Origin of the sequence: Brevibacillus sp. WF146 (assembly GCF_001673705.2) — a bacterium.
In the GTDB taxonomy this organism is placed as follows: domain Bacteria; phylum Bacillota; class Bacilli; order Brevibacillales; family Brevibacillaceae; genus Brevibacillus; species Brevibacillus thermoruber.
In genome coordinates, this window is record NZ_CP109943.1 from 947,149 (window position 1) to 959,280 (window position 12,132).

Genomic DNA, 12,132 nt, shown 5'->3' on the forward strand with positions numbered 1-12,132 from the left:
AAGGAAGAGAGTTCGAGAGGAGTTACCAGGCATCATGTCGTCAACGCGTTATACCTTTTGGGTACTGATCCTGGTGGTGATGATCGCCGGCGTCAGCCAGGGCCTGACCATCCCGCTTCTGGCCGTGCTGTTGGAAAAGCAGGGGGTGTCGTCCCTGGCCAACGGGCTGAACGCGGCCGCCCTGTACATCGGGATGGTACTGGTTTCCCCGTGGCTGGAGATGCCGCTCAGACGGATCGGCTACCGTTCCACCATTTTGTGGGGGCTGCTGATGGTTACCGCCGCCACTGTGCTGCTCCCGCTCTTTTCCCATCTGGCCGTTTGGTTTGGCCTGCGGCTGCTGATGGGCGTGGGCGATTCTTCGCTGCACTACGCCAGCCAGATGTGGGTGACGAAAATCGCGCCGCCAGAGCGGCGGGGACGGGATTTGTCGCTGTACGGGCTGGCGTACGGGATCGGCTTCAGCATCGGACCGCTGGGGATCAATCTGCTGCCGTTCGGGATCTGGGCGCCGTTTGCGGCGGTCACGGTCCTGTACGTGCTGGCGTTTTGCCTGCTGGCCCGCATCCGCAACGCGTTTCCGGATCCGGTTCCGCCGGCTGCGGATGGAGGGCGGGAAAACCGCTACGCTGCCGTCTTCCGGCTGGGGTGGCTGGCGCTTATTCCGTCGTTTTTGTACGGATACATGGAGACGTCGCTCAACGGCAGTTTCCCCGTTTACGCGCTGCGGACGGGCATCTCGGTGGAGTGGGTGTCGCTGATCCTGCCGTCGTTTGTCGTAGGCAGCATCATTCTGCAAATGCCGCTGGGAGCGCTGAGCGACCGGATCGGACGCAGGCAGGTGATGGGTGCCTGCGCATTGGTGGGGGCGGCTGCCTTTCTGCTGTTCCCGCTGAGCGGCAGCAGCGTCTGGGGGATGATGCTGCTGTTGGCCCTGGCGGGAGCGGCGGTCGGGTCGTTTTACTCGCTGGGCCTCGCCTTTGCGGCCGACATCCTGCCGGCTTCCATGGTGCCGACGGCAGGCATCATCGCCGGCGTGAACTTCGGCGTGGCCAGCATTCTCGCGCCCAACGTGAACGGTCTCATGATGCAGTTGTGGGAGCCGTGGACCATCTTCTGGCTGATGGGAGGGCAGCTTCTCGCCTTTGCCGCCGCCTGCCTGCTGCAGCGGCCCCAGCCGGAAAAGATGCGGCTTCATACCCAAAAAAGCTAGGCGCAGCGTCCTTCTGCGGCCGGAGGGGCGGCTGTCATGCGGCCGGACTCAAGGGCCGTTTTTGCTGAAAGTCCCCCAAATTGGGCGTGGACCCAGAGAATGAGCGGAGCTCCCGGCATAAAAAGAGAACAGCAGGGGAAACGTAAGGATAGTCCCACTTTTTGCCGAAAGGGGTCGACCCGATGCTTACGCCATCCGTGTTCAAACGGGGGATTATCTGGATTCTGTTTTTTCTGCTGAGCCTGGTCGTCGTTCCGTTCTTTACGGATGACAGCAAACCGGCGCCCGCTCCCGTCGCTCCTCAGGCGACCGTCCGATAGGGCGACGGCACACATACCCGCGCTCGCGGCCGGTCCGGCCGACGAGAATGCATGGCTTGCACCAGGCATCCCGTATCACGATCCACGTGGTACGGGATGTTTACGTTTGGGGGGCTGTCCTGGAGGGGCTGTCTGCCGCGCGCCGGCTGCCGTACAGCGCCGGTGTCCGGGCGGATGTCCCCGCACAATAGTCTTATCTTTCCTGGCTCTTGTCATGTTTTGTTCTCTCCATTTTCTTGCAGGAGAGTCTATGTTACCCTAGAGGCAACAACTAAAAAGGGCTTCTAAGGCAGATGCAACAGGAACTGTCTGGACTAATGACCTCATGGTTGGTCTGAACGCCATAGGTGGTGCAGTTAAAGGGACTATTTACTCTAGTGCCAATGTTTCAACTGTTACTTCCAAACCAAAACTTTCTGTAACCACATATGGCGCCGTTGGAGGTACAATTGGCGTTATAAAAGAGTACACTTTCACTCCGAGCAGTTTTGGAACCGGTACTGTTCCCTACACGATTAATTCTGGTCTGACTGGTGCAATTGCTTATGATGAGGGTTATTTGAATGCAGACTTTAAAAAAGGAACTATTGAATGGCAGGCACTTGCTGACCTAAAAAAACGGTAACACAAGGTGTGAACTGGATTCATGAAAAACTTGGTCAGGGATATTTTTACTATTATCAGGATTGCTTTAATCTTTCTTGCTACCTTTGCACTGTCAAGCCTATTGTTTTTTAGGTTTTTCTATGATGGTAAAAATGATGAACTAGTTTTTCTGATCCAGTTGGTTGTCGTTTTTCTAATTAACCTCGTATGGTATAAGTGGAAACAACATAAAGAAAAATGACTAAAAATCAAAAGGGGGGATAATATTATCCTCCCTATAGACTGAAGACAAACCAATTGTATCGGAGGAGAAGCATGTTTCCAGGCAGAGCGACTTGTGAGCCCTACCGAGCGGAGCAGCGATTTGCGGGAAAAAGGAGCGCCACCTCTGAATGGACTGCGTAGCGATGCGACTTTGGCGATCCCCCGCAAATCGGTGCGGAGCGTGCAGTCTATGCATCCCTGCTGGGCGAGCACGGAGCGGATGACGGAAACGTGCTTCTCCCCCCAGCAGCCACTTTGTCTACACACTGAAGGGGGATAATATTATCCTCCCTAAAAATATGTTTAGATATTTTTGTCGTTCCATATCTCTTCGCTTTTTTTCATCTGCCGCTGACGGCCATATCATCCCGCTGCAGCTGGCGCCCTATGCCTTCGCGAACTTGCGGAAACGCGCGTTTCCCATGCAAACACGGCACCGCGAGACGCGAAGCGCGGCAAAACCGCTGCCGCGGCGCATCCGGCGCTATCTGCGCTCGCGCACCACGTAGGTCTTGGCGATCAGATCGTGCCAGGCCTGTTTCTTGGGATGCCAGCCGGCCCACATGTAGCCCAGCCCGAGCGGCAGGCCGGACAGCAGCTTGCCGACGACCTCCCGCAGGAGCACCTGGCCGATCGTCAGGTTGCCCCGGGGCTGCCGGGCGCTGATCACGCGGATGCCGGTGATCACCTTCCCCAGCGTTTGGCCGCTCCACCAGGTCAAGAGGATCATGTACAAGAAGTCAACCAGCATTTCCAGCCCGTCGACGAGGGAAAAGAGCGCAGCTTCCACGCCCAGCGCCCTGCGGAGCGGATTGAACACGAGCAGGGTGAGGCCGGTGAGAAGCAGGCCGTCGAGCAGCGTGGCCAGCGCGCGAATCCAGAAACCGGCGAAGGCGTAAGAGGGACTGCCGACGTGCTGGTCGGGGCCGGCAAAGCCCGAGACTGTGCCGGTTGCCGCCGCTGCATCGGCGTCAAGCAGCGATTCGGGGGGCTCGTCGCCGGTGCGCCGGAGGGGCCTGTCCGGCCCGTCATCGGCTGCAGACGGGCGGGTGATTTTGTCGTCCATGGATCAAAACCTCCTTGCCGTTACGGCATGTATTGATACAGCAGACGGGGGGAGCCGTGGCGGGTGACGATCCGATCCAGTCCGAGCGGATCGGGATTGGCCCAGCGGCTCTGCAGGCTGAACAGCAGGCTGCCCAGGGAGAGGCTGTCCGTGTAGCGCACGACCAGCGCCTCCCGTTCCCCGGACAGGGAGAGGGCGTATCCGGTGGCGTCGTCCAGGTCGCCAAACCGGTCGACCAGGCCCAACCGCTTCGCCTGTTCGCCCGAGTAAATCCGTCCGTCCGCGATCTGCAAAACGCGTGTGCGGGGCAGTTTGCGCCCCTGGACGATCACGTTGACAAAGCGCTGATAGCTCTCGTTCACCAGTGTTTGAAAGATGTGCCGTTCCGGTTCGGTCAGCGGGCGGGCGGGACTGCCGATGTCCTTGAAGCGGCCGCTTTTGATGGCGTACGTCCGAATGCCCAGTTTGTCGATGGCTTCGCTGTAGTTGGTCAGCGAAAAAATTACCCCCAGGCTGCCGGTCAGCGTGTTGGGGTTGGCGAAGATCGTGTCGCCGGCCGTGGCCAGGTAATACCCTCCCGACGCCGCGGTGGAGCCCATGCTGACGACAATCGGAATGCGGCGCGTCTGTTTGAGGCGCAGCAGCCGCCGGTGAATTTCGTCGGTGGCGACGACCTCGCCGCCGGGGCTGTCGATTCGCAAGACGACCGCTTTCACCAGCTCGTCTTCCTCCACGCGGCGCAATTGTTCGGCGAGCCGTTCGGTCATCGGGGCGAGGGAGGCGTTGGTCCGCTCGCTGGAGATGACCCCGCTGACAAACAACTGCACGATTTTGCTCGTCCCCGCACCGGAGACGACCGTTTCGTCGATGGCGTACGCCGGATGGTTCGCCATCTGCGCATAGCCGCCGAACAGGCTTTCCACCGTCAGGCCGAGGGCGAACACGGCCAGCACGATGACCAGCGCCGTCCATTTTCTGCGATTCATGACAAACCACCTCACGACATAGCATGTGCCGCACCGCTGACGGCTACGCATCGGCGCGCCGCTGGAAAAAATGGGACGGGCGCTCCCGGCGACGCGCAGACCGGTATTCCGGGAGTCGGCGCGAAGAATCGGCCGGGTCCGTACGGCTAAGCTTGCACAAACTGCTGTAATTTTCGAAACATTGCGCTACAATAGGGAGACAGGGATACAGACATACGGAACCAGGGGGTACATTGCGTGATCATCCAAGTGACGGACCTGCGAAAGAGTTACGGAAAGCTGGAGGTGCTGAAAGGCATCACCACCCAGGTGGCGGAACGGGAAGTGGTGTGCGTGATCGGGCCGTCCGGCTCGGGAAAAAGCACCTTTTTGCGCTGTCTCAACCAGTTGGAGGAGATGTCGGGCGGACGGATCGTCATCGCCGGCCGCGACCTGAGCGATCCCAAGGTGGACATCAACAAGGTGCGGGAGGAAGTGGGCATGGTGTTCCAGCGGTTCAACCTGTTCCCGCACAAGACCGTGCTGGAAAACGTCACCCTTGCCCCGATCAAGGTGAAGAAGATGCCGCCGGAGGAAGCGCGAAAGCACGGCCTGGCCCTGCTGAAAAAGGTGGGGCTGGAAGACAAGGCGGACGTCTACCCGGACCGCCTCTCGGGCGGACAGATGCAGCGGGTGGCGATTGCCCGCGCGCTGGCCATGAACCCCAAAGTGATGCTGTTTGACGAGCCGACCTCCGCACTCGACCCGGAACTGGTCGGCGAAGTGCTGGGCGTGATGAAAAACCTGGCCAGGGAAGGCATGACCATGATCGTCGTCACACACGAGATGGGCTTTGCCCGCGAGGTGAGCGACCGGGTGATTTTCATGGACCAGGGCGTCATCGTCGAAGAAGGAGCGCCCGAACAGATTTTTTCCAGTCCGCGAAACGACCGGCTGCGCGCCTTTTTGGGCAGGACGTCGGCGTAAGCGTGCGGCCATATGCGAAAAACGCCCTCCGCGTGAGGGCGTTTTGCTGTTTGTCCACCCCCGGATTCGGATCGCGGGGGCCGGCGGGGCCATGTCCATCCGCTGGACGCAAACGGGGCGCGGTTGGCTCGCCGAAGCGAAGGATGCTGACGGGCGCAGCACTTATTGGGCGGCGTCCAGAAGCTGGCTCACGGTGACAAAGCGGTAGCCCTGGGAGCGGAGATCGGCAATCAGCTCCTGCAGCGCCGCTACGGTCTGCCGCTGGTTCAGCCCGCCGTCGTGAAACAGGATGATGTCTCCGGCCGAGACGTTGCTTTTGACGCTTTTGGCGATCACCGAGGCGGTGCGGGCCAACGACCAGTCGCGCGGATCGACCGACCAGTGGATGATGTCGTACCCGCATGACTGGACGGCGTTCATCACGTCATGGGTCATCACGCCGCCGGGCGGCCGGTAGTACTGGGCCAGCACGCCGGTCGTGCGCAGGATGGACTGCTCCGCGCGCTTGATCTCGTCGTAAATCTCCTGTTCGGTCAGCTTGTGCAGGTCGTAGTGATGGTACCCGTGATTGCCGATCTCGTGCCCGGCTTTCTTGATCCACTGCATCACCTTGGGATATTGGTCCGCTTTGGAGCCGAGCACGAAAAAGGTGGCCGACACGTTGTTGCGGTGCAGCACTTCCAGGATCTTCGGCGTGTAGACGGCGTCCGGTCCGTCGTCAAAGGTGAGCGCCACCACCTTTTTCGGGGTGTCGATGCGATGGATGGGCTCGTAGGCGGGGACAGGCGGAACAGACGCGGCGGTGCGGGGCGTCCACCCCAAGAGGCAGAGGAGCAGACAGGCAAACAGCATCCTGCGGCGCATGACTACCGCCTCCTTTGCTTTGTTGTCATCTCCTAGCTTCACCGGGCCCCGGGAAAACATGCTGCCAAAAGAAAACAGCGGCCAGCGGGGAAACGGGATGTGGTAGAATGAAGGGACCGTACATAGGGGAGGAGAGAGTATGGTGGAACTCCGCGGTGTTCTACATGGGCTGGCCCACCAGTACCACGGCAAGGATCAGCCTGTCGACTACTATCTGCAGGTGGGAGAAGACCGGCTGCCGTTGAACGAATGGCTGGGCCGGGAACTGACCATCGCCTTTCTCGGCGAGAAAAACTGCATCGCCTGCGGACGCAAGACCAACAAGACCTTTAACAACGGGTACTGCTACCCCTGTTTTACCAAGCTGCCGGAAAACGACTTGTGCATCGTCAAGCCGCACGAATGCCACTACGATCAGGGGACCTGTCGGGACGCCAGCTTCGGGGAGGCGCACTGCATGATTCCGCACTACGTCTACCTGGCCGTATCCAGCGACGTGAAGGTGGGGCTGACGCGAAAAAACAACGAGCTGAAACGCTGGGTGGACCAGGGGGCCATCCGCGCCATTCCGATCGCGGAGGTGCCGACCCGGCGCATGGCGGGAGAACTGGAGGTGCACCTGAGCCAGTTTTTGCCGGACAAGACCAACTGGCGAAAAATGCTGAAAGGGGACGTCAAGGAAGTGGATCTCCTGGCCCTGCGCGAAGAGGTGTACGCCCACTTCCCCGAGGAGTTCAAGCCGTTTCAGTACCGGGAGGACGAATGGGTGGACATCACCTATCCGATTCTGGAGTCGCTGGACAAGATCCATTCGCTGACGCTGGACAAGCAGGAGAGCGTCGGCGGCAAGCTGATCGGCGTCAAGGCCCAGTACCTGATTTTTGAAAACGGCGTCTTCCAGGCGAAAAAACACGCCGGTTATCAGGTGCAGGTGACTGTCTCCGCCTGACGTGCATAAAGCGGCCGCCTGATCTCCACACTGTAAGACATCGGAGTGGAGGAGGCGAACGCACGTGACCCAAGAGCGGATTCAATACACGGAACCGTTGACCGGCACGCTCGCGGAAGCGGCGGAGGCGGACCCGCTGGGGGTGCCCTTTTCGCCGCTGGCGCAGACGTGGCAGGTCAATCCGGGGGCGGAAGCGGCAGAGCCGGGCGGCGCGCCCGGTGAACCGGCACGGACAACGGAATAAGCGACTGCACGACAGGGAGCGGCAGCCGGCGGTACGCGCGGCTGCCGTTCTTTTGTAATATCGGAACGTATAAAATTTTGGGGGTTTTTCGCAGTTGAAGATACGTCCCTCATGTTTACCGCTGCTTGGCAAGGTGGTGTAATCGCGCTTTATCCCTTAGCAAAACCGAGTGACTCCGCCAAGCATGCTGCGCCTGTTAACGGCTCAGCTTGGTCAATGTCGCGATTGCTTTATTATACGCCGCTGCATCTTTCGGATTTTTTTCGGCTTTCACTTTTGTCAGCAGCTTTGCTGCCAGCTTCTTCATTTCCGCAGGATGAGCTTGCGCAAATTGCTTGAGCTTATTGTTGACCAGATAGTCGACATACCAATAAAATTCTCCATTATATATACTGACGTCCAGCTTATCCAGTCCTGCCATGAACGATTGGTACCATTGCAGGCGGAGCTGTTTTTTGGTTGCCACTGCTATTTCCTTCTGCCCGACAAATGCATCGATCATTTCGATCGCCTGGGAGTAATCCTGGTAGTATCGTTCGTTCTCTTTGATCTCCGCATTGTTTTGCTTGAGGACATTGATGATCACTTCCTGTGTAGTGGCAATCATATTGTTTTTGAACGCAGTTCCAAGTTGGGTTTTGTATGCGCTGTAAATGTCCGTCGCGTTTCTCATTTTGTACTCGAGATTCAAACTTTGATCGGCCTGAACCAGATTCAGATAATTTCTGGTGTACGTATCGTACAGCTCTTGCACAGTATCATGGTAGTTCGACTCCAGCGACTTGGTGAATTCCGCAATCGATCTCATGGCAACCGAATGCGCCCAGCTGTATTCGGAGAAGCTGCCACCTGGGATATAGTCGGCGAATTGGGGCAAATCGTGCTGAAAACGATCAAGCACGGCGACGACACCATTCATGTATGCATAAAGATACTCGGTGTCGCGATCGGCTACCCAGCTCTCCTGCCAAGATGCATCCACATAGAGTTCGCGCGCTTTGGATACAGCGTAGGTTAAAACTTTCACATCGTTCGCGGAGACTTCTTTCATCTTGGACGTATAGGTCAGCATATCCAGTATCGTCGCTTGTACGTCTTCACGAACTTTGTTGTACGGCGCTCGCTCGTTTGCCTTGTACAGATCGATGATCTCCGATTCTTTCTGAAGAATGTCCTTAACCTTATCTAAGATGTATACCTGCTCCGGGGTCAACGTATCGTTTTTCAACTGCATTTCATAAAAAACCGGGCCAATCCCCATGTAGAGATCTCTTCCTGCACGACAGCCCATGCCGCATTCCTTATTTTTTTCCGCTTCCAACCGCTGCTGGTCTGCTTTTTTCATTTTTTCGACAATCGGCGACGCAGCTGATGCTGAGATGGTGGTAAACAGGCTGAGCGATGCAAAAAGCATGATCGATTTTTTGAACTTCATCAATGTCCCTCCAAGCATGTTTATCCAGTAAATCAAGTCATCGATAGTCTGACGTTTTTATTACCAATTTCGTTACATTTCACCAGAAACCTGTACACGTCGTCCATCGGAAACAGTCGAACTAAGGCTTTGCCCGCGCCAAGGCTTGGCAAAGCCAAGTTTTCTAACCTGCTCACGGCCGCCCCCGGCTGAACAAGAGAGGGTCCAATGGAATCGTTACTTGTCATAAACGTTTTCTTGCTGCCTTCAGACAGATACCTTTTTTGCTGCCAGGGCCATCGTGGTATGCTAGAAGCAGGAACCATTCTTTCCACCTGCTTTTTATCACGAGTGTTCGAGGTGAACCAGTATGACGATCAAAGCATACCTCTACGACAAATGCGGCACCTGCCGCAAAGCGAAGCAGTGGCTCAACCGGCACGGTGTCGCTGTTGAGGAGATTCCCATCGTCGAGGCGCCGCCGTCCAAGGAGGAGCTGCGCCGGATGTGGCAGGCGAGCGGGCTTGACCTGCGCAAGTTTTTCAACACCAGCGGCCAGCACTACCGCGAACTGGGGCTGAAGGACAAGCTGCCCGCGATGAGCGAGGACGAGATGCTGGAGCTGCTTTCGTCCAACGGCAAGCTGATCAAGCGTCCGCTGGTGACGGACGGCAGGACGGTAACAGTTGGCTTCAAGGAAGACGAGTACGAAAAAGCGTGGGGGGCGCGCTGACGATGCGGACCCCGTCGCGGCGTTTGGAGCACCTGTCGTCGGCGATATTTTCCGAACTCGCGAGGCGCAAGCGGAGCGCGGCGCAGCGCCGTCCCGTCATCGACCTGAGCATCGGCAGTCCGGACCAGCCGCCCGCGCCTGAGCTGGTGGACGTGCTGATCGAAGCCGTGCGGCAGCCGGGAGCGTTCGGCTATCCGATGACCGACGGGACGGACGAATTTCGCGCCGAAGTGGCCCGCTGGTACCGGTACCGGTTCGGCGTCGCGCTCGATCCCGACAGGGAGGTACACTCGCTGATGGGCTCCCAGGACGGTCTGGCCCACTTTGCCCTGGCCTGGGCCGACCCCGGCGACGTGGTGCTGGTGCCGGACCCGGGGTATCCCATCTACGCCGGCAGCGTCCGTTTGGCGGGGGCCGACCTGTACCCGATGCCGCTGCGGGCGGAAAACGACTTCCTGCCCGATCTGGCGAAAATTCCGGAAGAGGTGGCCCGGCGCGCCCGCTTCATGATTCTCAACTATCCGAACAACCCGGTGTCTGCCGTGGCCCCGCTCTCCTTTTTTGAACAGGTGGTGTCCTTTGCCAAACGGCACGACATCATCGTGGTGCACGACTTGGCCTACTCGGAAATGGCGTTTGACGGTTATCGGCCGCCCAGTTTTCTGCAGGCGCCCGGAGCCAAAGACGTGGGCATCGAGTTCAACTCGTTTTCCAAAAGCTTCAACATGGCCGGCTGCCGGATCGCCTACGTGGTAGGCAATGAAGAGATCATCAAGCCGCTGGCCGCGGTCAAATCCAACGTGGATTACGGCGTCTTTCTCCCTGTGCAGCAGATGGCGGTGGCGGCGCTGCGGCTGGACAGGGAGTCGGGTTCGCCAAACGCGGTGGGCCCCCTCTACCAGGAACGGCGGGACGTGTTGCTCGCTGCGCTGAGGGAAGCGGGCTGGTCGATCGAGCCGCCCAAGGCGACCATGTTTGTCTGGGCGCCGGTGCCGGCCGGGTGGAGTTCCCGGGCGTTTGCCTTTGCCCTGCTGGAAGAAGCGGGCGTGGTGGTCGTCCCCGGCAGCGCATTCGGCGCGGAAGGAGAAGGCTACGTGCGCATTGCCCTGGTGCAGCCGCCGGACGTGCTGCGGGAAGCGGCCGACAGGATCGCGGCATCCGGCATTTTGCAAAGAAGGCCGACCGGCGTATAGACTCCCCCGCGAGTGGAAAACCTAGCTGTTGGGCCATTGAGATGGAATTACAGGTTGAAATGATTCCTATATTATATTGACTATAAAGAGTTCCGTTGATATGATGAGAACTGTAGGCAATACAACAATTCCAAGGAGGTTGTTACATATGGCACAACGTCTTGTTGGTCTTCCGGCCCCTGACTTTACTCTGGAAACCGCTCTCGGCAACGGCAAGGATTTCGGTAAGGTTTCCCTCTCCGACTACCGCGGCAAATGGCTGGTGCTGTTCTTCTATCCGCTCGACTTCACTTTCGTGTGCCCGACGGAAATCATCGCGCTGAGCGATGCGATCGAAGACTTCAAGGATCTGGATGCGGAAGTGCTCGGCGTATCCGTTGACTCCAAGCACTCCCACCGCGCATGGATCAACACTCCGCGCGACCAAAACGGTCTGGGCGGCCTGAACTACCCGCTCGCTTCCGACTTCAACAAAACCACCGCTCGCGCTTACGGCGTTCTGGATGAAGAAGCCGGCGTAGCATTCCGCGGTCTGTTCATCATCGACCCGGAAGGCATTCTGCGCTACCAAGTGGTAACCGATCTGAACATCGGCCGCTCCGTAGACGAAACGCTGCGCGTGCTGCAAGCACTGCAATCCGGCGGTCTGTGCCCGGCCAACTGGCGTCCGGGTGAAGCTCACCTGACTGCGAAGTAAGAATCGCGACAACAGGATGAAAAAGGGTCTAACAACCTGCTGTTAGACCCTTTTTTTGCAGGATCGAAGTGCGGCGACTCCTATCAATAGAAGGGCCGCTTTCGGCATATGCTTTTCTGTAGGAACCCGAAAGGAGATGTGCTTTCCATGCGTTTGCGCGAAGAACTGCCTGATTTCCCCGGTGTGACGGAATGGGTCAACGGACAGGCGAGCAAGTCTGAACTGGCCGGCAAACCGGTCCTGGTTCACTTCTGGTCGATTAGCTGTTACATGTGCAAGGAGTCGCTGCCGCAGGTCAACGAGTGGCGCGACAAATACGCCGCCAACGGCCTGCAGGTGGTGGGCATCCACATGCCGCGCTCCGAAGCGGATACCAACGTGGAGGCGATCAAGGAAACCATCGCCGAGTACAAGCTGACGCACCCGATTGCCATCGACAACCAGATGAAGACCACCGACGCGTTCCAAAACGAATACGTCCCGGCTTTCTACCTGTTTGACGAAAACCTGCAGCTCCGCCACTTCCAGGCGGGCGAGAAGGGGCTCAACCTGGTGAAGAAACGCCTTCATCGAATTTTGGGGATTGAAGAGGAATCCTAGAGCGTTTGTCCAATAAG

14 protein-coding genes are annotated in these 12,132 nt (G+C 58.2%); 10 read left to right on the plus strand and 4 right to left on the minus strand.

Annotation, left to right across the window (positions count from 1 at the left end):
• The first annotated feature begins 34 nt into the window (after positions 1 to 34).
• From A6764_RS04535 to A6764_RS04545, 3 genes are all read left to right on the plus strand, one after another.
• Positions 35 to 1,213, plus strand: coding sequence for an MFS transporter (locus A6764_RS04535; protein ID WP_065067227.1), 1,179 nt, complete (start codon positions 35 to 37; stop codon positions 1,211 to 1,213).
• A gap of 182 nt (positions 1,214 to 1,395) precedes the next feature.
• The gene (locus A6764_RS04540; protein WP_176703284.1) at positions 1,396 to 1,533 is read left to right on the plus strand and encodes a hypothetical protein; all 138 of its coding nucleotides are present in this window, start codon (positions 1,396 to 1,398) and stop codon (positions 1,531 to 1,533) included.
• Between the two features lie 325 nt (positions 1,534 to 1,858).
• Positions 1,859 to 2,158, plus strand: a complete 300-nt coding sequence (locus A6764_RS04545; RefSeq protein ID WP_141669677.1) for a hypothetical protein — start codon at positions 1,859 to 1,861, stop codon at positions 2,156 to 2,158.
• A gap of 729 nt (positions 2,159 to 2,887) precedes the next feature.
• Here the strand turns inward: A6764_RS04545 and A6764_RS04550 are convergent.
• Both A6764_RS04550 and sppA read right to left on the minus strand, forming a co-directional pair.
• Positions 2,888 to 3,469 carry an RDD family protein gene (locus A6764_RS04550; protein WP_081656458.1) on the minus strand — a complete coding sequence of 194 codons (582 nt, stop codon included), beginning with the start codon at positions 3,467 to 3,469 and terminating at the stop codon, positions 2,888 to 2,890.
• A gap of 20 nt (positions 3,470 to 3,489) precedes the next feature.
• Entirely contained in the window at positions 3,490 to 4,455 is a 966-nt protein-coding gene (gene sppA / locus A6764_RS04555; protein ID WP_035299494.1) for a signal peptide peptidase SppA, read from the minus strand.
• A gap of 237 nt (positions 4,456 to 4,692) precedes the next feature.
• Here sppA and A6764_RS04560 point away from each other — a divergent pair, with 237 nt between their 5' ends.
• Entirely contained in the window at positions 4,693 to 5,421 is a 729-nt protein-coding gene (locus A6764_RS04560) for an amino acid ABC transporter ATP-binding protein (protein ID WP_029098315.1), read from the plus strand.
• Positions 5,422 to 5,583: 162 nt separating this feature from the next.
• On the opposite strand, the gene A6764_RS04565 is transcribed toward A6764_RS04560, so the two are convergent.
• Positions 5,584 to 6,285, minus strand: coding sequence for a polysaccharide deacetylase family protein (locus A6764_RS04565; RefSeq protein WP_044897166.1), 702 nt, complete (start codon positions 6,283 to 6,285; stop codon positions 5,584 to 5,586).
• 142 nt (positions 6,286 to 6,427) lie between these two features.
• Here A6764_RS04565 and A6764_RS04570 point away from each other — a divergent pair, with 142 nt between their 5' ends.
• The gene (locus A6764_RS04570) at positions 6,428 to 7,234 is read left to right on the plus strand and encodes a DUF2797 domain-containing protein (protein WP_029098317.1); all 807 of its coding nucleotides are present in this window, start codon (positions 6,428 to 6,430) and stop codon (positions 7,232 to 7,234) included.
• A 64-nt stretch (positions 7,235 to 7,298) separates the two neighbouring features.
• On the plus strand, positions 7,299 to 7,478 hold the full coding sequence (locus A6764_RS04575; protein WP_029098318.1) for a hypothetical protein: 180 nt from the start codon (positions 7,299 to 7,301) through the stop codon (positions 7,476 to 7,478).
• Between the two features lie 196 nt (positions 7,479 to 7,674).
• Here A6764_RS04575 and A6764_RS04580 read toward each other — a convergent pair whose 3' ends face one another.
• A complete protein-coding gene (locus A6764_RS04580; protein ID WP_065067226.1) occupies positions 7,675 to 8,913 on the minus strand; it encodes a hypothetical protein in 1,239 nt (412 codons plus the stop codon).
• A 349-nt stretch (positions 8,914 to 9,262) separates the two neighbouring features.
• On the opposite strand from A6764_RS04580, the gene A6764_RS04585 reads away from it, so the two are divergent.
• The 4 genes from A6764_RS04585 to A6764_RS04600 all read left to right on the plus strand — a co-directional run bounded on the left by A6764_RS04585 (position 9,263) and on the right by A6764_RS04600 (position 12,115).
• Complete coding sequence (locus A6764_RS04585) at positions 9,263 to 9,625, plus strand: arsenate reductase family protein (protein ID WP_044897164.1); 363 nt, start codon at positions 9,263 to 9,265, stop codon at positions 9,623 to 9,625.
• A gap of 2 nt (positions 9,626 to 9,627) precedes the next feature.
• Positions 9,628 to 10,818 (plus strand): aminotransferase class I/II-fold pyridoxal phosphate-dependent enzyme, encoded by a 1,191-nt coding sequence (locus tag A6764_RS04590; RefSeq protein WP_143862988.1) that lies wholly within the window; start codon positions 9,628 to 9,630, stop codon positions 10,816 to 10,818.
• Between the two features lie 148 nt (positions 10,819 to 10,966).
• A complete protein-coding gene (locus A6764_RS04595; protein WP_029098322.1) occupies positions 10,967 to 11,515 on the plus strand; it encodes a peroxiredoxin in 549 nt (182 codons plus the stop codon).
• A 147-nt stretch (positions 11,516 to 11,662) separates the two neighbouring features.
• Entirely contained in the window at positions 11,663 to 12,115 is a 453-nt protein-coding gene (locus tag A6764_RS04600; RefSeq protein ID WP_029098323.1) for a redoxin domain-containing protein, read from the plus strand.
• The last annotated feature ends 17 nt before the right edge of the window (positions 12,116 to 12,132 follow it).

Bases quoted from the DNA above. Each gene is read 5' to 3' on its own strand.
- A6764_RS04545 (WP_141669677.1), top strand. From the start codon at position 1,859: ATGGTTGGTCTGAACGCCATAGGTGGTGCAGTTAAAGGGACTATTTAC.
- A6764_RS04585 (WP_044897164.1), top strand. From the start codon at position 9,263: ATGACGATCAAAGCATACCTCTACGACAAATGCGGCACCTGCCGCAAA.
- A6764_RS04565 (WP_044897166.1), bottom strand. From the start codon at position 6,285: ATGCGCCGCAGGATGCTGTTTGCCTGTCTGCTCCTCTGCCTCTTGGGG.
- A6764_RS04600 (WP_029098323.1), top strand. From the start codon at position 11,663: ATGCGTTTGCGCGAAGAACTGCCTGATTTCCCCGGTGTGACGGAATGG.
- sppA (WP_035299494.1), bottom strand. From the start codon at position 4,455: ATGAATCGCAGAAAATGGACGGCGCTGGTCATCGTGCTGGCCGTGTTC.
- A6764_RS04580 (WP_065067226.1), bottom strand. From the start codon at position 8,913: ATGAAGTTCAAAAAATCGATCATGCTTTTTGCATCGCTCAGCCTGTTT.
- A6764_RS04590 (WP_143862988.1), top strand. From the start codon at position 9,628: ATGCGGACCCCGTCGCGGCGTTTGGAGCACCTGTCGTCGGCGATATTT.
- A6764_RS04595 (WP_029098322.1), top strand. From the start codon at position 10,967: ATGGCACAACGTCTTGTTGGTCTTCCGGCCCCTGACTTTACTCTGGAA.
- A6764_RS04535 (WP_065067227.1), top strand. From the start codon at position 35: ATGTCGTCAACGCGTTATACCTTTTGGGTACTGATCCTGGTGGTGATG.
- A6764_RS04550 (WP_081656458.1), bottom strand. From the start codon at position 3,469: ATGGACGACAAAATCACCCGCCCGTCTGCAGCCGATGACGGGCCGGAC.
- A6764_RS04540 (WP_176703284.1), top strand. From the start codon at position 1,396: ATGCTTACGCCATCCGTGTTCAAACGGGGGATTATCTGGATTCTGTTT.